The organism is Sphaerotilus mobilis (assembly GCF_004216565.1).
Classification (GTDB): domain Bacteria; phylum Pseudomonadota; class Gammaproteobacteria; order Burkholderiales; family Burkholderiaceae_C; genus Sphaerotilus; species Sphaerotilus mobilis.
Window position 1 is genome coordinate 228,845 of sequence record NZ_SGWV01000007.1, and the last position, 26,290, is coordinate 255,134.

General features: G+C 69.7%; 21 protein-coding genes and 1 tRNA gene. 8 read left to right on the plus strand and 14 right to left on the minus strand.

What is annotated here, in order from left to right; all coding sequences use genetic code 11:
* Positions 1–26 precede the first annotated feature (26 nt).
* Positions 27–794 (minus strand): fumarylacetoacetate hydrolase family protein, encoded by a 768-nt coding sequence (locus tag EV685_RS01300; protein WP_130480191.1) that lies wholly within the window; start codon positions 792–794, stop codon positions 27–29.
* Positions 791–1,456, minus strand: coding sequence for a fumarylacetoacetate hydrolase family protein (locus tag EV685_RS01305; protein WP_242615359.1), 666 nt, complete (start codon positions 1,454–1,456; stop codon positions 791–793). Before EV685_RS01305 ends, EV685_RS01300 begins: the two co-directional genes overlap by 4 nt.
* 77 nt (positions 1,457–1,533) lie before the next feature.
* Between EV685_RS01305 and hpaR the strand changes: the two genes are divergently transcribed.
* Positions 1,534–2,034 (plus strand): homoprotocatechuate degradation operon regulator HpaR, encoded by a 501-nt coding sequence (gene hpaR / locus EV685_RS01310; RefSeq protein ID WP_130480193.1) that lies wholly within the window; start codon positions 1,534–1,536, stop codon positions 2,032–2,034.
* Positions 2,035–2,105: 71 nt separating this feature from the next.
* Here hpaR and EV685_RS01315 read toward each other — a convergent pair.
* From EV685_RS01315 to EV685_RS01335, 5 genes are all read right to left on the minus strand, one after another.
* Positions 2,106–2,195: transfer RNA gene (locus EV685_RS01315), tRNA-Ser, on the minus strand.
* Positions 2,196–2,317: 122 nt separating this feature from the next.
* Complete coding sequence (locus tag EV685_RS01320; protein WP_130480194.1) at positions 2,318–3,511, minus strand: branched-chain amino acid ABC transporter substrate-binding protein; 1,194 nt, start codon at positions 3,509–3,511, stop codon at positions 2,318–2,320.
* 129 nt (positions 3,512–3,640) lie between these two features.
* The gene (locus tag EV685_RS01325) at positions 3,641–4,027 is read right to left on the minus strand and encodes a hypothetical protein (RefSeq protein WP_130480195.1); all 387 of its coding nucleotides are present in this window, start codon (positions 4,025–4,027) and stop codon (positions 3,641–3,643) included.
* A 1-nt stretch (position 4,028) separates the two neighbouring features.
* Positions 4,029–4,472, minus strand: coding sequence for a DNA polymerase III subunit chi (locus EV685_RS01330; RefSeq protein ID WP_242615360.1), 444 nt, complete (start codon positions 4,470–4,472; stop codon positions 4,029–4,031).
* Positions 4,473–4,510: 38 nt separating this feature from the next.
* The gene (locus EV685_RS01335) at positions 4,511–5,992 is read right to left on the minus strand and encodes a leucyl aminopeptidase (protein WP_130480196.1); all 1,482 of its coding nucleotides are present in this window, start codon (positions 5,990–5,992) and stop codon (positions 4,511–4,513) included.
* 27 nt (positions 5,993–6,019) lie between these two features.
* On the opposite strand from EV685_RS01335, the gene lptF reads away from it, so the two are divergent.
* From lptF to EV685_RS01365, 6 genes are read left to right on the plus strand one after another with little or no spacing between them, the layout of a single operon-like run.
* Positions 6,020–7,096 (plus strand): LPS export ABC transporter permease LptF, encoded by a 1,077-nt coding sequence (gene lptF, locus EV685_RS01340; protein WP_130480197.1) that lies wholly within the window; start codon positions 6,020–6,022, stop codon positions 7,094–7,096.
* Positions 7,097–7,111: 15 nt separating this feature from the next.
* Complete coding sequence (gene lptG / locus EV685_RS01345; RefSeq protein WP_130480198.1) at positions 7,112–8,218, plus strand: LPS export ABC transporter permease LptG; 1,107 nt, start codon at positions 7,112–7,114, stop codon at positions 8,216–8,218.
* Positions 8,219–8,271: 53 nt separating this feature from the next.
* Entirely contained in the window at positions 8,272–8,655 is a 384-nt protein-coding gene (locus tag EV685_RS01350) for a sirohydrochlorin chelatase (RefSeq protein WP_130480199.1), read from the plus strand.
* Complete coding sequence (locus EV685_RS01355; RefSeq protein WP_130480200.1) at positions 8,652–9,617, plus strand: CysB family HTH-type transcriptional regulator; 966 nt, start codon at positions 8,652–8,654, stop codon at positions 9,615–9,617. Before EV685_RS01350 ends, EV685_RS01355 begins: the two co-directional genes overlap by 4 nt.
* A gap of 28 nt (positions 9,618–9,645) precedes the next feature.
* Positions 9,646–10,833 carry a methionine aminotransferase gene (locus EV685_RS01360; protein ID WP_130480201.1) on the plus strand — a complete coding sequence of 396 codons (1,188 nt, stop codon included), beginning with the start codon at positions 9,646–9,648 and terminating at the stop codon, positions 10,831–10,833.
* 19 nt (positions 10,834–10,852) lie between these two features.
* Positions 10,853–11,557, plus strand: a complete 705-nt coding sequence (locus tag EV685_RS01365) for a Crp/Fnr family transcriptional regulator (RefSeq protein ID WP_130480202.1) — start codon at positions 10,853–10,855, stop codon at positions 11,555–11,557.
* Positions 11,558–11,576: 19 nt separating this feature from the next.
* Here the strand turns inward: EV685_RS01365 and EV685_RS01370 are convergent, their stop codons facing one another.
* On the minus strand, positions 11,577–12,494 hold the full coding sequence (locus EV685_RS01370) for a hypothetical protein (protein WP_130480203.1): 918 nt from the start codon (positions 12,492–12,494) through the stop codon (positions 11,577–11,579).
* A gap of 52 nt (positions 12,495–12,546) precedes the next feature.
* On the opposite strand from EV685_RS01370, the gene EV685_RS01375 reads away from it, so the two are divergent.
* Positions 12,547–13,257, plus strand: coding sequence for a glutathione S-transferase N-terminal domain-containing protein (locus EV685_RS01375; RefSeq protein WP_130480204.1), 711 nt, complete (start codon positions 12,547–12,549; stop codon positions 13,255–13,257).
* Here the strand turns inward: EV685_RS01375 and EV685_RS01380 are convergent.
* The 6 genes from EV685_RS01380 to EV685_RS01405 form a co-directional block, all read right to left on the minus strand.
* Positions 13,226–14,374, minus strand: coding sequence for a transglutaminase family protein (locus EV685_RS01380; RefSeq protein ID WP_130480205.1), 1,149 nt, complete (start codon positions 14,372–14,374; stop codon positions 13,226–13,228). The two genes, EV685_RS01375 and EV685_RS01380, sit on opposite strands and share 32 nt — an antisense overlap.
* Positions 14,371–17,226: a circularly permuted type 2 ATP-grasp protein gene (locus EV685_RS01385; protein WP_207224734.1), complete on the minus strand. Its 2,856-nt coding sequence runs from the start codon at positions 17,224–17,226 to the stop codon at positions 14,371–14,373. Before EV685_RS01385 ends, EV685_RS01380 begins: the two co-directional genes overlap by 4 nt.
* A gap of 133 nt (positions 17,227–17,359) precedes the next feature.
* Positions 17,360–20,878 (minus strand): transglutaminase family protein, encoded by a 3,519-nt coding sequence (locus EV685_RS01390; protein WP_130480207.1) that lies wholly within the window; start codon positions 20,876–20,878, stop codon positions 17,360–17,362.
* A 167-nt stretch (positions 20,879–21,045) separates the two neighbouring features.
* Positions 21,046–22,002, minus strand: coding sequence for an alpha-E domain-containing protein (locus EV685_RS01395; protein WP_130480208.1), 957 nt, complete (start codon positions 22,000–22,002; stop codon positions 21,046–21,048).
* Positions 22,003–22,078: 76 nt separating this feature from the next.
* Entirely contained in the window at positions 22,079–23,515 is a 1,437-nt protein-coding gene (locus EV685_RS01400) for a circularly permuted type 2 ATP-grasp protein (RefSeq protein WP_130480209.1), read from the minus strand.
* Complete coding sequence (locus EV685_RS01405; RefSeq protein WP_242615362.1) at positions 23,512–26,241, minus strand: ComEC/Rec2 family competence protein; 2,730 nt, start codon at positions 26,239–26,241, stop codon at positions 23,512–23,514. The genes EV685_RS01400 and EV685_RS01405 overlap by 4 nt, the downstream gene beginning before the upstream one ends.
* Between the last annotated feature and the right edge of the window lie 49 nt (positions 26,242–26,290).

Consider the following 26,290-nt stretch of genomic DNA (forward strand, 5'->3'; position numbering starts at 1 on the left):
GGCAGTCTCCAAACGGAAGGTGTGCGTCAGCGGCCGAACACGGCGTCGCCAACGATGTGGTTCACGAGCCGGCCGATGCCGTCGATCTCGGTGACGACCTCGTCGCCCTCGTCGACGTTGACGACGCCGTCGGGCGTGCCGGTGAGGATCACGTCACCAGCGCGCAGCGTCATGACATCGCTCAGATAGGCGATCAAGGCGGGGATGTCGTGAATCATCTGCGCCGTGTTGCCCTGCTGCGTCACGCGGCCATTGACGAGCGTTCGCAAGGCCAGCGCATGCGGGTCGGGCACGTCAGATGCATCGACGAACCAGGGGCCAAGCACCGTGCCGCCATCGCGGTTCTTGACGCGCAGGTTGGGGCGATACCAGTTCTCGAGGTGGTCGCGGATCGCGTAGTCGTTGCAGACGGTGTAGCCCCAGACATGGTCCATCGCCTGTTCGCGGCTGACACGCCGGGCGGTCTTGCCAATCACTACGGACAGCTCGCACTCGTGGTGCATGAAGGCCACGCCAGCCGGCCGGCGTGTCACGCCACGATGCCCCAGCAGGCTGCCCGCGCTCTTGAGGAAGACCAGTGGCTCATCGGCTGAGCCTATGGTGAGTTCCTTGCTCAGTTCCTTGACGTGGTCGGCATAGTTCAGGCCCAACGCAATGACGCTGCCGACCTCGAACGGTGGCAGCCAGACGACCTGATCCTCGGACAAGACGCGACCATCGACCAGTTGCAGGCCGGTGGGGTGCGGATGGGCCGTGTGGATGGCGCCGGCAAAGGCGACGCGGGCGGTCTTCATGCGGGGCTCCCGAGGTCGTTCACCAGCCCGAAGGACAAGCGGCCCAGGCCCTCGATGGACACGGCGACATCGTCGCCGGCATGCGCCACGGGCGCGCCATGGGGCTCGCCCAGCAGCAGCAGGTCACCGGCTTGCAGGGTCATGAACTCGCTGACATCGGCGATCAGTTGCGCGACGCCACGCACCCGGTCGGCGGTGTCGGTGGCCTGGACGGTGTTGCCGCCGATGTCGACCTTGACGGTCAGCGCATCGGGCGCGGCGATGCGGGCGGCCGGCACGACCGCCGGGCCGATCACGCAGGAGCCATCGCGGGCGCGCAGCCGCACCGCCGGCCGGTAGTGGCTGTCATGCGGCACGGACAGGTCGACGGCGATCGTGTAGCCCGCAACATGGGCCAGGGCCTCGGCCACATCGACGCGACAGGCGGCGCGGCCGATGACGATGGCCAGCGAGGCGCCAACCATCACGCCCTCAGCGCCGACCGCGACGCGCGCGCCGGGCCCCGTCAGCGTGTTGCGCGGGCGCACCGCCAGCACCGGCGCACGCGCGGGCGCCTTGTAGGGCGGCAGGTGTACGGCATCGCCCAGCGCCTGCCACTGCGGTCGGTGGTTCAGCAGCGCCGCGACCACCACGCCGCTGAGGCGGTAAGGGGCGACATCCATGTCTGGCAAGTCAGGAAAGGGAGGCATGGCCGGCACATTCACTAATGTGTTAGCAATGTATTCGCTAAGATGTGAGCATGTCAACCGACAACAAACCCCAGGGCCGCAGCCGATCCGCCAAGGGTCGCGACACCGGCCTGCGCCACCGCAACCTGCCGCTGCTGCTGCTGCATGCGCGCGAGAGCGTGATCGCGCAGTTCCGCCCGGTGCTGAACGCGCATGGCGTGACCGAGCAGCAGTGGCGCATCGTGCGCGCGCTGCTCGAACGCGGCCCGCTGGAGCCGCGCCAGATCGTCGACGTCTGCCGCATCTCCAGCCCCAGCCTGGCAGGCGTGCTCGCGCGCATGGACGACCTGGGCCTGGTCCACCGCGAACGCCACGCCAACGACGCCCGCCGCGTCTCGGTCACGCTGACCGACCGCAGCCGCGCCCTCGCCGCCGCGATGGCGCCGCAGATCGAGGCGGTCTACCAGACGCTCGAAGCCCACATCGGCCGCGACTTCATCGACCGCTTCTACGCCACGCTGGACGAGCTGATCGAGCTGATGGAGGGTCTGGAGCCTGACAGCCCGGAGTGAGTCAGCCAGTTCCGACAAGCCATGAAAAAAGCCCAAGTGAATCAATCACTTGGGCTTTTTTGCAAGGTCTTTGGCGGAGAGGGCGGGATTCGAACCCGCGGTGGGGATTAGCCCACACACGCTTTCCAGGCGTGCGACTTAAACCGCTCATCCACCTCTCCGCGAAGCCCGCAAGTATAGCGGGTTCAGACGCAAGAACGCCCGCGCGAGGCGGGCGTTTGATCGATCGGTCGGCGCTTTGCGGCGCCGACGTCACACCTGACGCGTCAGGCGTGGCGCTGGATCAGCGCACGACGGCGATCTGTTCGCGGGCACCGGCCTTGTAGGTGTACAGGGTCAGCGCGCCGTTCTTGATGTCGCCCTTCTCGTCGAACGAGATGGTGCCGGTCACGCCCTTGTAATCGGCGGTCTGGGCCAGCACCGGCAGGTACTTGGCCGGATCGGACGAGTCGGCCTTGACCATCGCCGCCACGAGCACGTTGGTCGCGTCGTAGACGTAAGGCGCGTAGATCTGCACGTCGGCGTTGAACTTGGTCTTGAAGCGGGCCTTGAAGTCGTCCATCGAGACCTTTGCTTCACCTTCGACACCACCGGCTTCGGCGCAGACGACCTGGCCGTCGGCCATGGCGCCACCCGACAGCTTGGGCAGTTCGCCCGAGCAGATGCCGTCGCCGCCCATGAACTTGGCCTTGATGCCCAGTTGCTTCATCTGGCGGATCATCGGGCCGGCGACAGCGTCCATGCCGCCGAAGAAGACGACGTCCGGCTTGGACGCCTTGATCTTGGTCAGGATGGAGGTGAAGTCCGTGGCCTTGTCGTTGGTGAATTCGCGGGCAACGGTCTTGCCACCCGCGCCAGCGACGCCCTTCTCGAACTCGTCAGCGACGCCCTGGCCGTAGGCGGTGCGGTCATCGATGACGGCGATCGACTTGCCCTTCAGCTCGGCGACGGCGTACTTGCCCAGCGTGCCACCCAGATGCACGTCATCGGCGACGACGCGGAAGGTGGTCTTGAAGCCCTGGCGGGTGAAGGTCGGGTTGGTGGCCGACGGCGAGACCTGGGGGATACCCGCATCGCTGTAGATCTTCGAGGCCGGGATCGAGGTGCCGGAGTTCAGGTGACCCACCACACCAGCAACCTTCGAGTCGACCAGCTTCTGCGCAGCGGCCGTGCCCTGCTTCGGGTCAGCGCCGTCGTCTTCAGCCAGCAGTTCGAAGGTGACCTTGGCGCCACCGATCGTCACACCCTTGGCGTTGAGCTCGTCGATCGCCATGCGAGCGCCGTTCTCGTTGTCCTTGCCCAGGTGTGCAATCGCGCCGCTGGTCGGGCCGACGTGGCCGATCTTGACGACGGCGGCAGCCGGGGCAGCAGGCGCGGCAGAAGCGGCAGCAGCAGCCGGAGCCGCTTCTTCCTTCTTGCCGCAGGCTGCGAGCATGGCGACGCTGACCAGGGAGAGAGCAAAAATAGAACGATTCATGTGAACCCTCGTTGATAGAAGCGGTAAGGATAGTGGACCAAATGCACCCGGGAAATACGCGCAGACACTGAGATGACAACCCCTCGGGTCGCTCGCTCAGGTTTGCGCCCGCGCCGCCGGGATGGCGTGTCAGCGCGGTCGGTGACGGGCCAGTTCCTGTGCGACGGCGCGGCGAACCACGTCGTGCAAGGTCTTGTTGAGTTCCTCACGGGTCTCGGTCAGGAAGGCATCGAGCAGCCTCGCAAAGACCGGGCCAACGCTCTCGCGCATGCGGAATTCGAACATCCGGTCGATCTGCCGCTGGACGTCGATCAGCACCCGCTGGGTCAGCTCTTCTTCGTCGACACCATCGGCTGCCGCTGGATTCTGATGCGGCCGCAGCTGCATCACGTCGGCGCTGCGCGGGCTGGCGAGCGACGACGGATCGGCGCCCGGGTCGGACGGCGGATGTTCGCCGTCGAGCGAGAAACCCACCACATCGGTGAGCGTGGGCACCAGTTTGGGCGGCGGCTGCATGTCAGATCGCCTTGACGTCGTGCCGCTCGATGGGCACACCAAGCTGGCTGTAGTGGCGCCAGCGCAAACGCGCGTGGGCGCGCTCCTCGTCGCCCAGGCCAACGATCTCGATCACCCGGTCGAAGCGGGCCGCTGGTTCGGGAACGTCCTGACCCAGGTTGACCAGCACACCGTGACCCGCTTCCGGGCCGGGCTGGTCCAACAGCACGATCGGCGTGCGGCTGCGCAGTCGCTCGGGCAGGCGATCCTGGCTGGCGGCACGCCAGTGCGGCACGAACTCGAGCGTGTCGAAGGTCCACAGGAAGCGGTCCAGGTCGTCCAGCGCGTGCGACGTGCCGGTGACCGCGACGCGCGCCCCCTGACGCCAGGCCTTGCGCAGCAGACGGCAGGTGTACTCGCGCCGGTCGGGCACGTTGAAATGGAAGGCGACAGCGGCCAGTGCCATGGTCAGGACGCTCGTGGCGCTGTGGGGCGGGACCGGCCTCAGCCGGCCTTGCCCTCGGCCTGGTCGAGCACGAAGTGGGTCAGCAGCGGCACCGGCCGGCCGGTGGCGCCCTTGGCCGCACCGCTCTTCCAGGCCGTGCCAGCGATGTCGAGGTGGGCCCAGCGGTAGGCGGACGTGAAGCGCTTGAGGAACAGCGCAGCGGTGATCGCGCCACCGGCCCGGCCACCCACGTTGCCAACGTCGGCGAAGTTGCTCTTGAGGCCGTCAGCGTATTCGTCGTCCAGCGGCATGCGCCAGGCGCTGTCGAGGCTGCGGCGACCGGCACCCAGCAGGCTGTCGGCCAGCGCGTCATCGGCGCTGAACAGGCCGCTGTGCTGGTGGCCCAGCGCGATCACGCAGGCGCCTGTCAGCGTGGCGATGTCGACCACAGCGGTGGGCTTGAAGCGCTCGACATAGGTCAGCGCGTCGCACAGGATCAGCCGGCCCTCGGCGTCGGTGTTGAGGATCTCGATGGTCTGGCCCGACAGGCTGGTGACGACATCGCCCGGCTTGACGGCACGGCCATCGGGCATGTTCTCGCAGGTCGGGATGACCCCGATCAGGTTGACCTTGGGCTTGAGCTCGGCGACGGCGCGCATCGTGCCAAGCACGCTCGCGGCGCCGCCCATGTCGAACTTCATCTCGTCCATCTCGGCCGCCGGCTTGATCGAGATGCCGCCGGTGTCGAAGGTGATGCCCTTGCCCACCAGCACGATCGGCGCGGACTTGCGGGTGGCCCCTTCGTAGCGCAGCACGATGAACTGTGGCGGCTCATCGGAGCCCTGGGCGACCGCCAGCAGCGCCCCCATGCCGAGCTTGGCCATGGCCTTGCGGTCGAGAACTTCGATGGCCAGGCCCTGCTCTTCGGCCAGGGCGCGGGCCTGTGCGGCCAGTTGCGTCGGGGTGCAGTGGTTGCCGGGACGGTTGGCACATTCACGGGCCAGGGTCACGCCGGCTCCGATGGCCGTGCCACGTGCCAGTCCCGCACGCACGGCGGCCAGCTGGGCCTTGTCGGTCTTGTCGACCGCGATGGCAAGCTTGCCCAGTGCGGCAGCGGCAGGCGCGCTCGGCTTGGTGTGGCGGTAGGTGTAGAGCGCGTCGGCGAAGGCCGTGGTGGCCAGTTCACCGTGCAGGTCGCCCAACGGTTCGGGACCGGCCCAGCCGATCACGACGGCGGACGCGCCAGAGTTCTTCAAGGTGGCGACGCCAGCCGCCACCGCGCCGCGCCAGGCCTTGGCACCGAGGTCGCTGGCGACCACGAAGACCAGGCGCTGCGCCTTCAGCCCAGCGGGCCGATGCAGGTAGAGCTGCTTGCCGTTCTTGAGTTCGAGGTCGCCGTGCCGGACGGCATCGTGGGCCAGATCGGCAATGGCACCCATCGGACGCCACGTCTTGGGGTCTGACGGCAGCACGATCAGCCACGCCGGTGTGGCATGTCCGGACCAGTCTTCAGGCATCAGGGGAAGGGCTCGAACGTCCATAATTCCGTACGGTCACAAGACGCAATGATGTTATTCGATTCCACCCTACGCAAGGAGCTGTCGCGCAGCTTCGGCGGCACCCTGACGGTCATCCTGACCATCGTGCTGACGATGATGTTGATCCGCACGCTCGGACAGGCCGCGCTGGGTCGCGTCTCGCCGCAGGACGTGGTGCTGCTGCTGGGCTACACCGGCCTGGGCCATGTGCCGACCATCCTCTGCCTGTCGCTGTTCGTGGCCATCGTGGCGACGCTGACACGGCTCTACCGCGACAGCGAGATGGCCGTCTGGTTCGCCAGTGGCGTGTCGCTGCTGCGCTTCTTGCGGCCGGTGCTGCGCTTCGCCACACCCGTGCTGCTGATGGTGGTGGCGATGATGCTGGTGACCTGGCCGTGGGCCAATCGCCAGTCGAGCGAGTTGCGGGCCCGCTATGAACAGCGCTCGGACCTGTCACGGGTGGCGCCGGGCCAGTTCCAGATCTCCAGCAATGGCCAGCGGGTCTTCTTCATCGACAAGCAGTCGCCCGACGCGACCACCGGCCGCAACATCTTCATCGTCGACCAGCGCCCCGACCGCGAGTCGGTGACCAGCGCATTGGCCGGCCGCATCGAGGTTCCCGACGAGGGCTCGCGTCAGCTGGTGCTGCGCGACGGCGCCCGCACCGACCTCGACCTCGACGGCACGACCCGCACGATCTCGCGCTTCGACAGCTACCGCATCCGCATCGAGGAACGTGCGATCACGCAGGCCGAGACCCAGCGACCGCAGGCCCGATCGACGCTCGATCTGCTCGATGACCACGAGCCGCGCGCCCGGGGCGAGCTGGCCTGGCGACTGGGCATGTCCTTGGCTGGCATCAACCTCGCCTTCCTCGGTGTCGGACTGGCGCAAGGCAGCGCACGCACCGGCAGTGCCTGGACGCTGATGTCGGCCTTGCTCGCCTTCATCGTCTACTTCAACCTCGTCACCCTCAGCCAGAGCTGGGTCAATGGCGGGCGGATGTCGCTGGGCGGTGCCTTGCTGCTGGTGCATGGCGGCATGGCCGCGATCACCGCGACGCTGTTCTGGTGGCGCGTGCGTGGCCGTGCCACGCGCGGGCGCTGAAGCCGGAGCCGATCGATGCGCACCGTCCGTCGCCTGCTCTACCGCGAGATCCTGGGCGCCACCGCCTTCGTGATGGCGGCCTTCCTCGGCCTGTTCTTCTTCATCGACCTGATGGACGAGCTACAGCAGATAGGCCGCAACGGCTACACGCTGGCCGATGCGGGTCTGAGCTGCCTGTTGCAGGTGCCCGGCCATGTCTACGAGCTGGCACCGATCGCGGTGCTGATCGGCGCGATCCATGCCTTGTCGCGGCTGGCCCATTCGTCGGAGTTCACCATCCTGCGCACCGGCGGCCTGGGCCCGGGCCTGGCGCTGCAGCTCCTGGCCGGACTGGGTCTGGGCTATGCGGCACTGACCTTCGTGATCGGCGACTTCATCGCGCCCTGGTGCGACACCCGCGCCACGCTTCTGCAGGCCAGCGTGTCGGGCCGGCTCACGGTGGCCCAGGGCGGCGCCTGGCTCAAGGACAGCACGGTGCAGGCCGACGGGGAGCACCGCTACACGGTGAACTTCCTGTCGGCGCGCGACGACGGCACGCTCGAACAGGTGCGCATCTTCGAGTTCGGCCCGCGCGGCGAGCTGCGTCAGCGCACCCAGGCCGAACTGGCCCGCATCGACGACGAAGGCGTCTGGACGCTGCAGCGCGTGCGGGTCTCGCACTGGGACGCGGACCGCACGCCGAAGCTGGCGGACGACGAGGTGCGCGACGAACTGCAGTGGCGCTCCGGTCTGACCCGCGCGGTGGTCGCCTCGGCCGTGCTGCCGCTGCGCACCATGACCACGATGGCGCTCTACACCTACACCAGCCACCTGGAGGACCATGACCAGGCGGCGCAGCGCTACGAGATCCAGTTCTGGAAGAAGGCGCTCTACCCCTTTGCCTGTCTGGTGATGATGGGTCTTGCGCTGCCCTTCGCCTACCTGCACGGCCGCAGCGGCGGCATCGGCCTGATGGTGTTCGGCGGCATCATGCTGGGCATCAGCTTCGTGCTGCTCAACAACGTCAGCGGCCACCTCGGCCTGCTCAACAACTGGACCCCGTGGATCGCGGCCAGCGCGCCCAGCGCGATCTACCTGCTGCTGTCGATGGCCGCCTTCAGCTGGCTGGTCCGCTACCGATGAATCCGGTTGGCGGCACGACCTGCCGCTGACCCCAACCCCGACGAGACCCGACGATGCAAGGCATCCTGCTGTTCGCCCATGGCGCCCGCGACCCCGCGTGGGCCCGGCCTTTCGAGGCCATTGCCGCCCAGATGCGCGCGGCCGCTCCGGACCATGCCGTCGAGCTGGCCTTTCTGGAACTCATGCAACCCGGGCTGAAGGACGCGGTCACGACGATGCGCTCCCGCGGCTGCGACGACATCACCGTGGTGCCGCTGTTCCTGGGCGCTGGCGGCCATGTCAAGCGCGATCTGCCGGCCTTGCTGGACGAGTTGCGCGTCACCCATCCCGGGCTGGCGCTGCGCACCACACCGGCCATCGGCGAGACCGAGGTCGTGACCCGCGCGATCGCGCTGGCCGCGCTCGAACTGGCGACCCAGGACCGGCCGGCGCCATGAACCTTCACCAGTTCCGCTTCGTCCAGGAAGCGGTGCGCCGCAACCTCAACCTGACGGAGACCGCCAAGGCGCTGCACACCTCGCAACCGGGCATTTCCAAGGCCATCCTGGAGCTGGAGGAAGAGCTGGGCGTGGACATCTTCGCGCGCCACGGCAAGCGCCTGAAGCGGGTGACCGAGCCGGGCCAGCTGGTGCTCAAGTCGATCGAATCGATCATGCGCGAGCTGGCCAACCTGCGCCGCATCGGCGAGGACTTCTCGCGCCAGGACGCCGGCACGCTGTCGATCGCGGCCACCCACACCCAGGCCCGCTACGTGCTGCCCGCACCGGTCGCCGCGCTGCGCACGGCCTGGCCCAAGGTCGCCGTCAGCCTGCACCAGGGCACACCCGACGATGTCGCCCGCATGGTGCTGGATGACGCCGCCGAGATCGGCATGGCCACCGAGCGCCTGACGCAGTACGACGACCTCGTCACCCTGCCCTGCTACGAATGGCGCCATGTCGCGGTGATGCCGGCGGATCACCCGCTGACGCAGCTCGAACGGATCGGGCTGGAGCATCTGGTCAAGCATCCGCTGATTTCCTACCACCCGTCGTTCACCGGACGCGGCCGCATCGACGCGGCCTTCGAGCAACGCGGCCTGAAGCCGCAGATCGCGCTGGAGGCGATCGACTCGGACGTCATCAAGACCTACGTCCGGCTTGGCCTGGGCGTGGGCATCGTCGCCGAGATGGCCGTGCGCGACGACCCGATGTGCGCGCCCGGCGGCGAGCTGGTCGCCATGCCGCTGGGTCACCTGTTTGGCGCCAACGTCGCACGCATCGCCTTCAAGCGTGGCGCCTACCTGCGCCACTTCGTCTTCGCCTTCGCCGAGCTGCTGTCCGATCGGCTCAACCGTGCGCTGATCGAGCGGGCCATGCACGGCCCTACCGGCGGCGACGCGGCCGCCGACGCCATGTGATCCCGAAGAACCTGAACCTCGCACGACCATGACCCTCGCCCTCCCCGCCGCCCTCGCCACGCCCGCCAGCCGACTGCCCTCGGTCGGCACGACCATCTTCACCGTCATGTCGGCGCTCGCCAGCGAGACCGGCGCGGTCAACCTCGGCCAAGGCTTCCCCGATTTCGACAGTGATCCGGTGCTGATGCAGGCGGTCAAGGACGCGCTCGACGCTGGCCACAACCAGTACCCGCCGATGGCCGGCCTGCCGGCCCTGCGCGAGGCGGTCGCCGCCAAGATCGCGGCGCTCTACGGCACGGCCTATGACCCGGTCGGCGAGATCACCATCACCGCCGGGGCGACCCAGGCCATCCTGACCGCCGTGCTGGCCTTGACGCAGCCGGGCGACGAGGTGATCGTGCTGGAGCCGGCCTACGACAGCTACGAGCCCAGCATCGAGATGGCCGGCGCGCGCAGCGTGCGGGTGCCGCTGACGCCCGGCACGTTCCGGCCTGACTTCGACCGCATCGCCGCCGCGATCACGCCGCGCACCCGGGCGCTGATCGTCAACACACCGCACAACCCCAGCGGCACGGTCTGGACCGAGACCGAAATGGCCCAGCTCGCCGCGCTGTTGCGGCCGACGCCCATCGTGCTGATCGCCGACGAGGTCTACGAACACATGGTCTACGACGGCGTGGCGCACCAGAGCGTCGCCCGCCACCCGGAACTGGCCGCGCGCAGCGTGCTGATCTCGAGCTTCGGCAAGACCTACCACGTGACCGGCTGGAAGGTCGCCTACGCAGCGGCACCGGCCGCGCTGATGGCCGAGTTCCGCAAGGTCCACCAGTTCAACGTCTTCACCGTCAACACGCCGATGCAGCACGCGCTGGCGCGCTACATGGCCGACCCGCGGCCTTACCTGGACCTGGCGGCCTTCTACCAGCGCAAGCGCGACCGTTTCCGCGCCGGACTGGCCGGCACCGCGCTGCGGCTGCTGCCCTGCGAGGGCACCTACTTCCAGAGCGTCGACTACAGCGCCTTGCCCGAGCCGATCGCCGCGCTGGACGAGAACGCTTTCTGCCGCTGGCTGACCACCGAGGTCGGCGTGGCGGCCATTCCGATGAGCGCCTTCTACCGCGACGGCGTCAACCAGCAGATCGCCCGGCTGTGCTTCGCCAAGCGCGACGAGACGCTGGACCGCGCGCTCGGCCGGCTGGTCGAGAGCCTGAGCTGATGGCGGCGCGGGGCCTCCGATGACCAGCCAGATCCTGACCCCCGAGGAGCGCCGCCAGATCGACGAAGGCCGCTGGTTCGCCAGCCTGTCGACGAACCTGCGCGACGACATCCTGGCCCACGCCTCGATCCGGCGCTACCGCGACGGCATGCAGATCACCACCCGCGGCGGCGAACCGCAGGAGTGGATGGGCGTGGCCAGCGGCGCGGTGCGCATCGGCATGGTCTCGCTGGGTGGCAAGCAGATCACGCTGACCTATGTCGAACCCGGCAGTTGGTTCGGTGACATCGCGCTGTTCGACGGCCTGCCGCGCACCCATGACGCGGTCACGCATGGCGACACGACCTTGCTGGTCGTGCGCAAGTCCGAGTTCCAGGGCCTGCTGGCGCGCCACACCGAGCTGTACGAGGCGCTGCTGCGCCTGAATTGCCGGCGCCTGCGGCTGATGTTCAGCAACCTGGAGGACATCAATTCACGCCCGCTGGCCGCACGGCTGGCCCGGCAGGTGCTGATGCTGGCGCGCAGCTACGGGCAGGCCGAGGGCGAGGAAATCCGCATTGGCCTGCAACTGGCCCAGGAAGACCTGGCCCATCTGGTCGGCGCCTCGCGCCAGCGCGTCAACCAGGAGCTCAAGGGCTTCGAGCGCGAAGGGGCGCTGCGGGTCGAGCCCACCCGGCTGGTGGTGCTGTCGCGCGAGAAGCTCGCGGCCATCATGGACCGCTGAGGTCCGCGACCCCCGGGCCTCAGCGCCGCTGGCGCCCGGGACCGTCCGGCTGCCGATCCAGGCTGTCGCCGGTGACCATGCCTGTGGCGTCGCCGAGTTCGGTCGGCGTCATCAGGTTGGACAATGGGCCGGGGTCTGGCGACATCGCGGTCGCATCGCCGTCACTGACCTCGCCGGTCGGCAAGGGCTCGTCCAGCGAACTGAGGTGGGTCACGCCCTGGATGTTGCTCACGGCGCCTCGCCGGACCGCTGCCGGGTCGACCCGAGCGCCGCCGCGCCGGGTGGCTTGCTGGGCATGGCTGGCCGCGCTCTCGGCCACCAGGCACAGGCCGTCCAGCGCCGTCTCTTCGAGGTGACGGGCCTCGACCCGCAGCATCAGCCGGCCGCGCAGCGCCATCATCACGAAGGCGGTGTCGTTGCCCAGCCACTTGTCACGCGCCCGCAGCAGCCGGGCGACCATGTCGGCATCGATCCAGGCCCGCGCAGCGGTCTTCGACGCCGCCAGCAGCACGAAGTGGTGGCTGAACTCGGGGTCGTCGATCGCCACCGGCTCGAACATCGCGAGCCAGCGGGCTTCCTCCGGCATGCTCGCGTCGATGCCGGTCTGGGTGCCGCGCGTGAGCTGTTTGAAGGCCTGCTGCTCCAGGCGTTCGGCCAGCGTGCGCGTCATCACCAGGGCCTCGAAGGACTCCGGCAGGCCGAGTTCCAGGCGCAGGCGCAACTCGGCGCCGCGGATGTAGTCGCGCTGGCTGTCGCCCCATTCGAGCCGGGCCGGGAAGTGGCGGCTGCAGTTCTCGATCACGCAGCCATGACCTTGGCGCGGCACCTTGTAGACGGCGCCACGGTCACGCGCCCAGTCGCGCAGCAGCCGCGTGTCGCGCGAGATCCAGGGTCGCAGGCGGGATTCCCGCAGCAGGCGTGTGAGAGCTTCGAACATGGCGATATCGAATAAAGTGGCTTTCCCACTTCCTTATCGACCAGAGAACCACATGATTGAACTGTATTCGTGGGCGACGCCCAACGGTCACAAGGTCCACATCATGCTGGAGGAGTGCGGATTGCCCTACCGCGTTCACGCCGTGGACATCGGCAAGGGCCAACAGTTCGAAGCCGACTTCCTCGCGATCAGCCCGAACAACAAGATCCCCGCGATCAGCGATCCGGACGGCCCGGACGGCCAGCCGATCTCGCTGTTCGAGTCCGGCGCCATCTTGCTCTACCTGGCCGGCAAGACCTGTCGCTTCCTGCCCGACAGCACGACCGGCAAGTACGAGGTGCTGCAGTGGCTGATGTTCCAGATGGGCGGCGTGGGACCGATGCTGGGACAGGCCCACCACTTCCGCATCTATGCGCCCGAGAAGGTGCCCTACGCCATCGATCGCTACACCAACGAGGCCAAGCGCCTCTACGGCGTGATGAACAAGCGGCTCGCCAGGTCGACCTACATCGGCGGGCCGGACTATTCGATCGCCGACATGGCGGTCTGGCCGTGGCTGCGGTCCTGGAAGAACCAGGGGATCGACTGGGCTGACTTCCCGCACCTCAAGGGCTGGTACGACGAGATCGGCAAGCGGCCTGCCGTGCAGCGCGCCGTCGAGGTGCTGGCCAGCGAGCGCAAGCCGCTGATGGACGACCAGGCCCGCGAGGTCCTGTTCGGCGCCTCGCAGCTCAGCCAGCACCTCGCGCCGAAGAAGCGCTGAGGCGGGGCGGCGCGGGATTGGAGCCGCCCTTGTCAGCCTTGTCGCCCTTGTCACCGTCGTCCCGCCCGTCGCCCGCAGCATCCGGCTGCACCGGGTCGACCGGATCGACCGGCTCCACGGTCACCGACACCCGCGGCTCGGCGCCGTCGCCGCCACGGATCACGCCGCGCAGCGGGGCCACGTCGCCGTAGTCGCGGCCCCAGGCCAGCGTGACATGGTCCGGGCCGGCGGTCACCGCGTTGGTCGGGTCCAGCGCCACCCAACCATGCACAGGGCACCAGACCGCCACCCAGGCATGGGATGCGTCGGCGCCAACCAGGCGGGGCTGGCCCGGCGGCGGCTGGGTCAGCAGGTAGCCGCTGACGTAGCGGGCGGCGAGACCGATCGAGCGCATCGCGCCGATCATCACGTGGGCGAAGTCCTGGCAGACGCCACGGCGCTGCGCCAGCGCATCGGTCGCGCGGGTCGCCACCGAGGTTGCGGCCGGCCGGTATTCGAAGCGGCGGTGCACCAGGTGCATCAGGGCCAGTGCGCCCGACAAGAGCGGCGTGCCGGGCAGGAAAACCTCGCTGGCCAGACGCGCCAGTGCGGCGTCACGCGGCGCGAACCAGGACGGCAGCATGAACTCCAGCGCCTCGTCGAAGGCCTGGCCGGGCTGGTAGCGCAGGCGCTGGGCCACGCTTTCCCAGGCCGGGCTGGCGTGCGGGCGCAGACCGGGCTGGCTCTTGAGCTCGGCCAGAAAGCTGGCCCGCACGATCAAGCGGCGGTGCACCCGCGAATGCGAGAACACCGCGCGCCAGTTGCCCCAGGGGTCGACGCTGAGTTGCACGCCAGGCGCCGGGTCCAGCGCCTCGCGCAAGGCGGCATCGACCGGCGGCAGCAGGCCCTGCGCGGCGTCTTCCAGTTCGTGATCCAGCCGGGCGGCGGCCTGGGCGTCGACGCCGTCGGGCCAGGGGCTGATGTGCAGCGACCAGTCGCGCACCCGCTGCACCTCGGTGTCGCGCGGGCGCAGGTAGGCGACGTGGTGGGCCAGCTCGACCGGCCGGTCATGGTCGTAGCGGGTCTCGTGCAGGACCCGCAGGGTGCGGGCGACCCGTTGCTTGGCCGTGGCGCTCATTGCCACACCGCCCGGTCGGCCGAGCCCACGTGCGAGAACAGGTGCTGGCTGATCTCGTTGGACAGGTCCAGCGCGGCCTGGCTGCAGCTGCGCAGCGCGGCGATCAGGGCGACATGCTGGCCGGCCTCGTCGGCCCCGGCCAGGGTTTCGAGCGACCAGGTGCCGGGCTGCGGCAGGCGCTCGGCGATGGCATCGGCCCAGACCGGGTCGTGGCGGGCCAGCTTCTTCAGCCGGTCACGCATGGTGCGGGCGACCCAGGCGAGCGAGCGCGGGTTGTCGGTGTCGAGCACCAGCAGGTGGACCAGCGGCAGCACCTCGCGGCGGGCCTGGAAGTTGGCGCGGTAGGTGATCGTGCTCTCAAACAGGCCCAGCATCAGCGCAAAACCGTCATCGAGCCGGCTCAGGCCGCGCTCGAAACACAGGCCCAGCGCATGCGAGAGCATGTCCAGCCGCTCGATCTGGCGGCCGACGCTGAGCAGGCGCCAGCCGTCGTCACGGGTCATGCGGTCGGTCTGCGCGCCGGTGACGGCACTGAGCCGCATCATCGCGCCGCCCAGCACGGTCAACACGTCCGACAGCGGCTCGTGGCCCTCGGCGGCCAGCACCTCGGCCATCTCGCTGGAGAAGCGCTGCTCCAGCTCCTGGATCATGGCCCAGTGTTCGGTCGACAAGCGCTCGCGCAGGGCCTCGGCGCAGCCGCGCAGCGCGCGCAGGTTGTAGGCCACGCTCGGACCCGCGACCGCGTCGCCCAGGCTGCGCACCAGCGCACGTTCGAACAGCCGCCCCGCCTGCGGCGAAGGCAGGGCCGGCGACGGCACGCCCGGCCCGATCAGGCCATGGCGCAGCAGCAGCGCGTGCAGGACTTCCAGCACCTGCGGGCTGGCGCCGGGCAGGCCTTCAAGCGCCAGACGGGCCAGCCGCACGGTGTTCTCGGCCCGCTCGGTGTAGCGGCCCAGCCAGAACAGGTTCTCGGCCGATCGGCTGGTGATGACGCGGTGCCAGTGGGCCAGCTCGATCGGCGCCAGCGGCGGCGGCAGCAGGCTGGTCGGGTCAACCTCGCCGTCGGTCAGCACCCAGGTGTCGGTGCTGGCACTGCCGCGCTGGATCGACAGGTAGACATCGGCCCCGCCCTTGCCGGACGGCACGCCCGCCCCAGTGGCGATGCCAGCGCCGATGCCAGCGGCAGCGCCAGCCACGGGCGCAGCAGGCGCCGCACTCGGGGACTCGCCCGGCCGCAGGCCGACCCGCGTCAGACCGCCGGGCAGCACGCACCAGCCGCCCTGCCCGTCGTTCATCGCATAGACCCGCAGGACGACCGGACGGGGCTCCAGCCGGCCGTCGCGCCAAACCGGCAGTTCGGACGGCCGCACACGACCCATCAGGGTGTAGGCCGACGGGTTGGCATCGATGCGGGCTTGCCAAGCGCGCCGGCTGGCGGCGTCCAGCTCGCTGCCGAGCACCGGCTCGAAGCCTTGTGTGACCGGGCCGGCCGGGAAGGTCGGCACGATCACGTAGTCGGCCAGGCGGTCGCGGCTGGCGGCCCAGACGCTGGCCTCGCCGCACCACCAGCTGGTGGTGGCCGGCAGCTTCAGCTCCTCGCCAAGCAGGCGCCGGGCGACGCCGGGCCAGAAGGCGGTCAGGCCGGGCGTTTCGAGCACGCCGGCACCGGGCGCATTGGCCAGCACGACCTCGCCGGCGCGCACCGCCTGCAGCAGGCCGGGCACGCCAAGCGCCGACTCGGGCCGCAGCTCCAGCGGGTCCAGCCACTCGTCGTCGACCCGGCGCAGCAGCACATGCACCCGCTCCAGGCCGTGCAGGGTCTTGAGATAGAGGCGCTGGTCGCGCACCGTCAAGTCCGAGCCCTCGACCAGGCTGACGCCGAGGTAGCGGGCCAGGAACACATGTTCAAAGTAGGTCTCGTTGCGCGGACCGGGCGTCAGCAGCGCCACCCGCGAGCGCTCGCCCGCCGGGCTGGACCGCAGCAGGCCATCCATCAGGGCCCGGAAGGTGGCCGCCACGCGCTGGACCTTCATGTCGCGGAAGGCCTCCGGGAACTGCTGGGCAATGATCAGCCGGTTCTCCAGCAGATAGCCCAGGCCGGACGGCGCCTGGGTGCGGCGGTCGACCACCCACCAGTGGCCATCGGGGCCACGCGCCAGGTCGATCGCCAGCAGGTGCAGCCAGGCGCCACCGGCCGGCTTGACGCCATGCATCGGCCGCAGGTATTGCGGATGGGCCAGCACCAGCGAGGCCGGCAGAACGCCCTCGCGCAGCAGGTGCTGCGGGCCGTAGATGTCCGCCAGCGCTGCCTCCAGCATGCGGGCGCGCTGGCGCACGCCGCGTTCGATGCGGGCCCATTCGGGCGCGGAGATCACCAGCGGCAGCATCTCCAGCGGCCAGGTGCGCTCGCTGTGGCTACCGTCGGCGTAGACGTTGTAGGTCGCGCCGTCGTCGCGCACGCGGCGCTGCACGCGGGCCTGACGTGAGCCCAGGTCCTGCCAGCCGTCCAGGCCGGTGCTGCCAAAGAAGTCGCGCCAGACCGGCGCCAGGCCACGCGCCGGCAAGGCGCCGGCGGCTGCGTCGACGTCCTCGGCGGCCTCGGGCGGGTCGGTGGGCTCGTCGTCTTTGTCGCTGTCGCTGTCGTCGGCGTCGTCTGCATCGGCGTCGACAGCGGTCGCGCCGGTCAGGGCGGACGTGACGGCCGCAGCCGAGTCGGCAACGACCTTGTGGTCGGCGCGGCTCAGCGTGCCGCGCAGTTCGTCGTAGTGGCCCGGCGTGCCACGGCCGGCCGCCGCTGCGGCCAGCGCAGCGGGGTCGGGCAGGTCATCGTCGGACAGGAGGCTCGATTGCATGGGCGGCATGATGCCTCGGGGCCGCAGCGCCGGTCATGCGGGTAGGCCAGGGCTGGACGTGGGGCGAGCAGCAGGCGTGCGGCGTGCAGCGTGCGGTGGGCGTCCGGCAAGGACGCGCACCGCACGCGCGGGCTCAACGTCGGCGCAGGTCCCGGGTGAACGGGAACTCCAGGCTGCGTTCGGCCGGCAGCACCTCCATGCGGCCGGGCGTGTGGCCCATCGTGAAGAAGCGCGCCAGGCGGCGGCTCTCGGCCTCGTAGGAGTTGACCGGGAAGGTCTCGTAGCTGCGACCGCCCGGGTGGGCGACGTGGTACTGGCAGCCGCCCAGCGAACGCTTCATCCAGCTGTCGACCAGGTCGAAGGTCAGCGGGGCATGCACGCCGATGGTCGGGTGCAGCGCCGACGAGGGCTGCCAGGCGCGGTAGCGCACGCCACCGACGAACTCACCAACCCGCCCGGTCGGCTGCAGCGCCAGCGGCTCGCCATTGACGGTGACGATGTGGCGCGGATCCACCAGGCCGGTCACCTTGACCTCGATGCGCTCCAGCGACGAGTCGACGTAGCGCACCGTGCCGCCGGGCGAGCCTTCCTCGCCCATCACATGCCACGGCTCCAGCGCGTTGCGCAGGCTCAGGTGCACGCCGCGGGCGCTGATCTCGCCGACCTTGGGGAAGCGGAACTCGAAGTGCGGCGCGAACCAGTCGGCGTCGAAGCCGTAGCCGGCCATGCCCATCTCGTCGATGACGTCCTCGAAGTCCATCTCGACGAAGCTGGGCAACAGGTAGCGGTCGTGCAGCTCGGTGCCCCAGCGCACCAGCGGCGCGCGGTAGGGCTCGGCCCAGAAACGCGCCACCAGCGCACGCAGCAAGAGCTGCTGGACGATGCTCATGCGCGCATGGGGCGGCATCTCGAAGGCGCGCAGCTCCAGCAGGCCCAGGCGACCGGTGGCGCTGTCGGGCGAATAGAGCTTGTCGATGCAGAACTCGCTGCGGTGGGTGTTGCCGGTGACGTCGATCAGCACATTGCGCAGCGTGCGGTCGACCAGCCACGGCGGCATGTCGGCACCGTAGACGGCCTTGTTGCGCTCGATCTCGGCCAGCGCGATCTCCAGCTCGTAGACCTGGTCGTTGCGGGCCTCGTCGACCCGCGGGGCCTGGCTGGTCGGGCCGATGAACATGCCGCTGAACAGGTAGCTCAGGCTCGGGTGGTTGTGCCAGTAGGTCAGCAGCGAGGCCAGCAGGTCGGGCCGGCGCAGGAAGGGCGAATCGGCCGGCGTGGCGCCGCCCAGCACAAAGTGGTTGCCGCCGCCGGTGCCGGTGTGGCGACCGTCGAGCATGAACTTCTCGCTCGACAGGCGGGTCTTCCAGGCCGCGTCGTAGAGGAACTCGGTGTGCTCGACCAGCTCGCCCCAGTTGTGGGCCGGGTGGATGTTGACCTCGATGACGCCCGGGTCGGGCGTGACCTGCAGCATCTTCAGGCGCGGGTCGCGCGGCGGCGGGTAGCCCTCCAGCACGATCTTCACGCCCAGTTCGGCCGCCGTGGTCTCGACCGCCGCGAGCAGGTCGAGGTAGTCCTCCAGGTGCTGCAGCGGCGGCATGAAGACGTAGAGCACGCCGCTGGCCTCGCCGACCTTCTCGGCCTTCGGGCCGTTGGCACGGCGCGGGTCACGCGCTTCCACGCACAGCGCGGTGCGGGTGATCCAGTAGGCCGACTGGTAGCGCTCGGGCGCCTTGGCCAGTTCCTCGCTGCTCAGTTGACGCAGCGGTGCCCGCGCGGCGGCCTTGGCCGGGCCGGCGGTGAACACCGCATCGCCCTGGGCCGGCCAGCCCGCGTCGCCGTCGCTGTCGCCGTAGTCGCCGGGCGTGACCGGTCCCTGTCGGGCCACGGTGCCACCCTCGGCAAAGCCACCACCGATGACATGCGCGGCGTACTGGCTGCGCAGCCGTGCGGCGGCCGGCAGCGCGCTGCGGTCGGCGAAGGGGTCCTGCTCGATCAGGTAGGGGAACTCATGCGAGGCGACCCAGGGCAGCGAGTCCAGCGGCAGCCGGTAGCCCATCGGCGAATCGCCCGGGAAGAGGTACATGCGTTCGTCGCGGAAGAACCATGGGCCGGTGACCCAGTGCGAGCCAGCCAGGCCGGGTGCGCCCTCGCGCTTGAGCGGCAGCACATAGCCAACCGGCGCGTCCAGGCCCTGCGTGAAGATGCGGCGCAGGCGCATGCGCTCAAGCTCGTCCTCCAGCCGGCTGTCGAACGGGTCGACGTTGACCGGCAGGCGGCGCTCGCGCCACAGGTAGTACCAGGTGTCCTCGTAGCCGGTCTGGATGTAGGCATCGGGCAGCGACAGCTTGGTCGTCAGGTGCTTGAGGAAGCGGCTGGCGTCCTCGGCGGTGTAGGCGTGCGGGTCGCGCTCGTCGGCGAACAGGCTCGGGTCGTGCCAGCAGGGCTGGCCGTCCTCGCGCCAGTAGACCGACAAGGCCCAGCGCGGCAGTTGCTCGCCCGGATACCACTTGCCCTGGCCGAAGTGCAGGAAGCCACCGTCGCCGTATTGCGCACGCAAGCGCTGCACCAGTTCTTGGGCGTAGATGCGCTTGGTCGGGCCGAGCGCGTCGGTGTTCCATTCGGCGCCGTCACGGTCCTCGACCGCGACAAAGGTCGGCTCGCCGCCCATGGTCAGGCGCACGTCGCCCTTCAACAGGTCGGCATCGACCTGCTCGCCCAGCGCCAGCACCTGCTGCCACTGGTCCTCGGTGTAGGGCTTGGTGACACGCGGCGACTCATGGATGCGCGTGACCTGCATCAGGTGGCCGAACTCGACCTCGCACTCGTCGACCGCACCGCTGATCGGCGCCGCGCTGGACGGTTGCGGCGTGCAGGCCACCGGGATGTGGCCCTCGCCGGCGAGCAGGCCGGAGGTCGGGTCCAGGCCGATCCAGCCGGCGCCGGGCAGGTAGACCTCGCACCAGGCGTGCAGGTCGGTGAAGTCGACCTCCGAGCCGCTCGGGCCGTCGAGCGCCTCCACGTCCGGCTTCAACTGGATCAGGTAGCCCGAGACAAAGCGAGCGGCCAGGCCCAGATGGCGCAGCGCCTCCACCAGCAGCCAGCCCGTGTCGCGGCAGGAGCCGCTGCGCTTGGTCAGCGTCTCCTCGGGCGTCTGCACGCCCGGTTCGAGGCGGATGGTGTAGGCGATGTCCTGTTGCAGCTTCTGGTTGATCCAGACCAGGAAATCGATGGTGCGCATCTCCTCGCGCGGCACGTTGTCGAGGAAGGCCTGCAGCAGCGGCGTGGCCGGGGCCGGCACGCGGTAAGGCGCGAGTTCCTCGGCCAGCACCTCGTCGTAGCCGAAGGGGAAGGTCTCGGCGCCGGGTTCGAGGAAGAAGTCGAAGGGGTTGTAGACCGACATCTCGGCCACCAGGTCGACGGTGACCTTGAACTCGGTGGTCGGGTCCGGGAAAACCAGTCGGGCCTGGTAGTTCGAGAACGGGTCCTGCTGCCAGTTGACGAAATGGCCGACCGGTTCGACCCGCAGGGAATAACTCAGGATGGGCGTGCGGCAATGCGGCGCCGGACGCAGGCGCACGACCTGTGGCGAGAGGTTCACCCGGCGGTCGTACTTGTAGTGGGTGACGTGATTCAGTGCGACGTGAATGGACATCTCAGCCCCTCGTTCGACGGCTGCGTCGATCGATCCCGCGAGGGGATGCGGGCCGGCTTGGGAGCGGCCCGGCGCTCGGCCCGCTTGGCTTGTACTTCTGATTCGTCATGAGCTGTGTCCAGGCGATCTGCCTGGACCCTGTTGTGAGTGTTCTGAGGATCTGGCGATCAGTGCGCCGCCACCAGGAAGTCGCGGCTGATGCCGGCGCCCAGGTCGCCGACGCGGTCGAGGAACTGGGTCAGGTAGGCATGCAGGCCGGTGGCCAGGATTTCGTCGATGCGGCCGTACTGCAGGTCGGCCTGCAGGCGACCGGCGCGGCGCAAGGTTTCGGACGACTGGTCGTTGGCGACGAGTGCGAGGTTGCTGGTGACCTCATGCGTGCAGGCCGCCAGCGACCGCGGCATGTCCGGACGCAGGATCAGCAGCTCCGCCACCTTCTCCGGCTGGATCACGTTGCGGTAGACCTTGCGGTAGACCTCGAAGCCGGAGACCGAGCGCAGGATCGCGGTCCAGTGATAGAAGTCGTATTCGAGGTCACGCGCATCGGCCGCGCCGTAGAAGTCGCTCTCGACAGCGTGGAACTTCACGTCCAGCAGGCGCGCGGTGTTGTCGGCCCGCTCCAGGAAGGTGCCGATGCGCACGAAGTGCAGCGCCTCGTCCTGCAGCATGGTGCCGACCTGCACGCCGCGCGAGAGGTGCGAGCGGAACTTGACCCACTCGAACACGGCGGCCGGGTCGCGGTCAAAGGACTTCTCGCGCAGCAGGCGGTTGAACTCCAGCCAGGTCTGGTTGGTGGTCTCCCAGACCTCGGTGGTCAGCGCACCGCGCACGGCCCGCGCGTTCTCGCGCGCGGCCCGCAGGCAGCAGAAGATCGACGACGGGTTGCGCTCGTCGCGCAGCATGAAGTCCATGACCTTGCGGCCATCGACGGCGCCGTAGCGCGCGCCATAGTCGCCACTCAGCTCGGAGATGCTCAGCAGGCCGCGCCAGCCCAGTTCGCTGACGGCGTCGGACTGCGGCAGCAGCGAGGTCTGGTAGTTGACGTCCAGCATGCGGGCGGTGTTCTCGGCGCGCTCCATGTAGCGCGACATCCAGAAGAGGTGATCGGCGGTTCTCGACAGCATGGGAATGATCCTTGGGACGTGTGCTTCGTTCTCGTGTGGTCAGGCGTGGCGGGGTGCGGCGGGGGCCTCGAAGGCCTCAGTCCTCGAGCACCCAGGTGTCCTTGGTACCGCCACCCTGTGACGAGTTGACGACCAGCGAGCCCTCCTTGAGCGCGACCCGGGTCAGGCCGCCCGGCACCATCTGCACCCCCTTGCCGCCCGACAGCACGAAGGGCCGCAGGTCGATGTGGCGCGGCGCGATGCCGGCATCCACGAAGGTCGGGCAGGTCGACAGGCTCAGCGTCGGCTGCGCGATGTAGTTCGACGGGTTGGCCAGCAGGTGCTTGCGGAAGTCCTCGATCTCGGCCTGGGTGGCCGCAGGGCCCACCAGCATGCCGTAGCCGCCGGCACCGTGGACTTCCTTGACCACCAACTCGCCCAGGTGGGCCAGCACGTACTTGAGGTCATCCTCGACCCGACACAGATAGGTCGGCACGTTGTTGAGGATGGGCTTTTCGCCGAGGTAGAACTCGATCATCTTCGGCACATACGGGTAGATCGACTTGTCGTCGGCCACGCCCGTGCCGATGGCGTTGGACAGGGTCACATTGCCCGCCCGGTAGGCCGACAGCAGGCCGGGGCAACCCAGCGTCGTGTCAGGCCGGAAGGCCAGCGGATCGAGGAAGTCGTCGTCCAGCCGGCGGTAGATCACGTCGACCCGGCGAGGACCGCGGGTGGTGCGCATGAAGACGAAGTTGTCCTTGACGAACAGGTCTTGCCCCTCGACCAGCTCGACACCCATCTGCTGGGCCAGGAAGGCGTGTTCGAAGTAGGCCGAGTTGTACATGCCCGGCGTCAGCACGACCACGGTCGGCTCGTTGACACCGCCCGGCGCGACGCTGCGCAGCGTCTCCAGCAGTAGGTCGGGGTAGTGGGCCACCGGCGCGACGCGGTGCTGGGCGAACAGCTCGGGGAACAGCCGCATCATCATCTTGCGGTTCTCGAGCATGTAGCTCACGCCGCTGGGCACGCGCAGGTTGTCCTCCAGCACGTAGTAGCTGCCGCTGCCATCGGCATTGCCGGCCCGCACGATGTCGATGCCGCTGATGTGCGAGTAGACGCCGCCTGGCACGTCCACGCCGATCATCTCGGGGCGGAACTGGGCGTTGCGGGTGATCTGCTCGGCGGGCACCAGACCGGCCTTGATGATTTCCTGGCCGTGGTAGACGTCGTGGATAAACCGGTTCAGCGCATTGACGCGCTGTCGCAGGCCGCGCTCCATGTCGCGCCACTCGTGCGCCGGGATCACGCGCGGGATCAGGTCGAACGGGATCAGCCGCTCGGTGCCCTCGCCGGCATCCTTGTCACCGTAGACGGCGAAGGTGATGCCAACGCGGCGGAAGATCATCTCCGCTTCTTCGCGCCGGTCCTTCATCATGTCGCGTGGCTGGCTGCGCAACCAGCGGTCGTAGGCCTGATAGTGCTCGCGCACGTCGGCACCCTGGGCAAACATCTCGTCGAACTTCGATTTCATGGTGTGGCTCTGTTGGACGGCAAGTCATTAGCAAATTCAAGGCCATCGCCGGCCATGGCCACGACGTCCAGCGGCACATGCCAGTAGCGGTATCGGCGCCAGCGTTCGCACCCTTCTGGCGCAGGCAAGCGGTCGGACGCACTGCGCCAGTGCCAGGCCCCGCACCGATCAGTGCGGATCACCCCGATCCCGTGCGCACGATAGCGCGCCATGACCTCGGCGGACGGGTGGCCGTAGCGATTGAGGTGGCCGGCCTGCACCAGCGCCAGCCGGGGCTGCACGGCGGCCAGCCACGCATCGGTCGACGAGGTCCGGCTGCCGTGGTGCGGCACCAGCATCAGCTCGGCCCGCAAGGGCACCGCAGCGGGCGAGGCGCTGGCGCGTTCGGTGATCGCCAGCTCCTGACGCCGCTCGATGTCGCCGGTCAGCAGCAGCACGCCGTGGCCATCGGGTCGGGCGTCGGCCGCTGCCACCCGCAGCACGCAGCTGACCGCGTTGGACGGCAGACGGCCGGACTCGCGCAGGTCCAGGTCGGCCGGCGTCGGGTGCAGCAGCTCGAAGTCGACGCCGTCCCAGCGCCAGCGCAGCCCCGCCGTGCAAGGCTGGTGCGGTGCCAGCCGCCGCAGGCGGTGGCCGGCTTCCAGCGACGTCATCAAGCCGTGCACCCGGCCGGCGCGCAGCAGCGCGGACGCACCGCCAACGTGATCGCTGTCGCGGTGCGACAGCATCAGCAGGTCGAGCCGCTGATGGCCCAGCGCATCCAGCAGGGGCAGCAGCAGGCGCTCGCCGGGCTCGGCGTCCAAGGGCGCGGGCGGCGCGGTGGCGGCTTGCCAGGCGCTGTCCGCCGGTGATGCGAAGCCGGCGGACAGCGCTGCGCCGGCATCGTCCCGACCGGCGCGCAGACCGGCCGGACCGCTGTCGTAGAGCAGCACATGGCGGGCCGTGCGCACCAGCACCGCCTGACCCTGACCGACGTCCAGCGCGATCAGTTCGACCTGCCCTTCGGCCGGCCGGGCCAGCGGCGGGCTCAGCATGGCCAGCACCATCCAGGCACCGGCCAGGCGCAGGGCCCACGGCCAAGGCGCCACGACCGCCGCCGCGCCGACGGCGCCCAGCAGCTGCAAGGCCGGCGGCGCGGCGCCCGGACGCCAGTCGCCAAACATCTCCGCCAGCAGCCCCAGGCCGTCGACCCCGGCCGCTGCCAGCGGCCCGGCGATCGACCAGCAGGCGGGCCACAGCAGGCCGGCCAGCGCGAGCGGCGTCAGCAGCACGGTCACGACCGGTATGGCCAGCGCATTGGCCAGCAGGCCGACGGGGGCCAGCTGGTTGAAGAAGATCAGCGTCCACGGCGCCAGCCCGACGCTGGCGATCCATTGGCTGCGCGACGACGCGCGAAGCCAGCGCAGGGCCGATCGCCCGATCCGGTGAGAGAGGCTGGCCTCTTGCTGGCCGCCCTCCAGCACGTCCGACGCGCGCGCCTTGGCACGGGCCTCGACATCTCCCTCGAAACGACTGTCGCCGCCAGCCATCAACAAGGCCACCGCGACGAAGGACAGCCAGAAGCCCGGCTGCAGCGCGGCCCAGGGATCGGCCGCCAGCACCACGGCCGCGCAGGTCGCCAGCACCCGCAGTGCCGGCCAGCGCCGGGCGCGGTCGCGCAGCAGCGTCCAGGTTGCCAGCATCAGCACCGTGCGCTGGGCCGGCACGCCCCAGCCACAGGCCAGCGCATAAGCCAGCGCGGCCAGCAGGCCGATCCAGCGGGCCGCACGCGGGGCTGGCAGTGCCCGCATCGCGCGACGGCTGCGGCGCCACAGCCGGTCGGCCACGGCCCGGGCGATCAGGGCCCACATCGTCAGGTGCAAGCCGCTGACCGCCAGCAGATGGGCCGTGCCGGTGGCGCGCACGCTGGCCCAGTCGCGCGCGACGACCGAGGTCTGGTCGCCGATCACCAGGCCGGCCAGCAGACCCGCCTGGCGGCGGTCGCCGACCTCGCGACGGATGTCGCGCCGGACCCGGTCGCGCCAGCGGTCGATCGGGCCCAGCGGGTCGAAGGCACTGCCGTCGTCGGCCAGACGCTGCGGTGGGCCTCCGGCCTCGCGCACCGAGGCGGTCGCCCGCAGGCCTTGTTCGAACAACCACAGTTCGCCGTCGGGCAGGTGCGGATTCAGGCGCGCGCGCGGCAGCAGCAGCCGCACCGGCCAGCGCCAGCGTTGTCCGCTTTGCAGGCTGCTCCCGGCCGAGGCCGTGCCGTCCAGCGGCGCATGCCAGGCAAGCCAGAGTCGGCGCGGCAGCTCAACCCCCGGTCGCAGCGTGCGCCCGGCCAGGGTCGCCGACTCGATCTCCACGACGGCCCGTGCACCATCCGGGCGCTGCACCGGCAGGCCGCGCACCACGCCGGTGAGCTGCACCACCGCGCCGTCGAGGGCCGGATCGAGCCGGTCGTCCAGCCGCCAGCCGGCGCGCAGGTCACAGGCCAGCCAGCCGGCCAGCGCCGCCGAGATCAGGCCGGCGCCGGTCGCCGATCCGCGCCAGCCGCGTCGAGACAGACCCACGGCCAGCAGCAAGCCGAACAGCGCGGCGGCCAGCAGGCCGGCGCGCTCGGGACCATCAAGCAGGCGCGCCTGCTGCAGCTGCCAGCCCAGCCCGGCCAAGCCGGCCAGCAGGTGCAGCGGCAGGCCGTGGCGGGGTGGCGTGGCCACGGGGCGGGTGGTGGAAGGCTCGGACATGGCGGGTCGCCCTGGGGCGCCAGACGGGCGGAAGTGCCGCGTTAGGATC

Coding starts and splice junctions, on each gene's coding strand:
- EV685_RS01300 (WP_130480191.1), bottom strand. CDS start 794: ATGAAGACCGCCCGCGTCGCCTTTGCCGGCGCCATCCACACGGCCCAT.
- EV685_RS01305 (WP_242615359.1), bottom strand. CDS start 1,456: ATGGATGTCGCCCCTTACCGCCTCAGCGGCGTGGTGGTCGCGGCGCTG.
- hpaR (WP_130480193.1), top strand. CDS start 1,534: ATGTCAACCGACAACAAACCCCAGGGCCGCAGCCGATCCGCCAAGGGT.
- EV685_RS01320 (WP_130480194.1), bottom strand. CDS start 3,511: ATGAATCGTTCTATTTTTGCTCTCTCCCTGGTCAGCGTCGCCATGCTC.
- EV685_RS01325 (WP_130480195.1), bottom strand. CDS start 4,027: ATGCAGCCGCCGCCCAAACTGGTGCCCACGCTCACCGATGTGGTGGGT.
- EV685_RS01330 (WP_242615360.1), bottom strand. CDS start 4,472: ATGGCACTGGCCGCTGTCGCCTTCCATTTCAACGTGCCCGACCGGCGC.
- EV685_RS01335 (WP_130480196.1), bottom strand. CDS start 5,992: ATGGACGTTCGAGCCCTTCCCCTGATGCCTGAAGACTGGTCCGGACAT.
- lptF (WP_130480197.1), top strand. CDS start 6,020: ATGTTATTCGATTCCACCCTACGCAAGGAGCTGTCGCGCAGCTTCGGC.
- lptG (WP_130480198.1), top strand. CDS start 7,112: ATGCGCACCGTCCGTCGCCTGCTCTACCGCGAGATCCTGGGCGCCACC.
- EV685_RS01350 (WP_130480199.1), top strand. CDS start 8,272: ATGCAAGGCATCCTGCTGTTCGCCCATGGCGCCCGCGACCCCGCGTGG.
- EV685_RS01355 (WP_130480200.1), top strand. CDS start 8,652: ATGAACCTTCACCAGTTCCGCTTCGTCCAGGAAGCGGTGCGCCGCAAC.
- EV685_RS01360 (WP_130480201.1), top strand. CDS start 9,646: ATGACCCTCGCCCTCCCCGCCGCCCTCGCCACGCCCGCCAGCCGACTG.
- EV685_RS01365 (WP_130480202.1), top strand. CDS start 10,853: ATGACCAGCCAGATCCTGACCCCCGAGGAGCGCCGCCAGATCGACGAA.
- EV685_RS01370 (WP_130480203.1), bottom strand. CDS start 12,494: ATGTTCGAAGCTCTCACACGCCTGCTGCGGGAATCCCGCCTGCGACCC.
- EV685_RS01375 (WP_130480204.1), top strand. CDS start 12,547: ATGATTGAACTGTATTCGTGGGCGACGCCCAACGGTCACAAGGTCCAC.
- EV685_RS01380 (WP_130480205.1), bottom strand. CDS start 14,374: ATGAGCGCCACGGCCAAGCAACGGGTCGCCCGCACCCTGCGGGTCCTG.
- EV685_RS01385 (WP_207224734.1), bottom strand. CDS start 17,226: ATGCAATCGAGCCTCCTGTCCGACGATGACCTGCCCGACCCCGCTGCG.
- EV685_RS01390 (WP_130480207.1), bottom strand. CDS start 20,878: ATGTCCATTCACGTCGCACTGAATCACGTCACCCACTACAAGTACGAC.
- EV685_RS01395 (WP_130480208.1), bottom strand. CDS start 22,002: ATGCTGTCGAGAACCGCCGATCACCTCTTCTGGATGTCGCGCTACATG.
- EV685_RS01400 (WP_130480209.1), bottom strand. CDS start 23,515: ATGAAATCGAAGTTCGACGAGATGTTTGCCCAGGGTGCCGACGTGCGC.
- EV685_RS01405 (WP_242615362.1), bottom strand. CDS start 26,241: ATGTCCGAGCCTTCCACCACCCGCCCCGTGGCCACGCCACCCCGCCAC.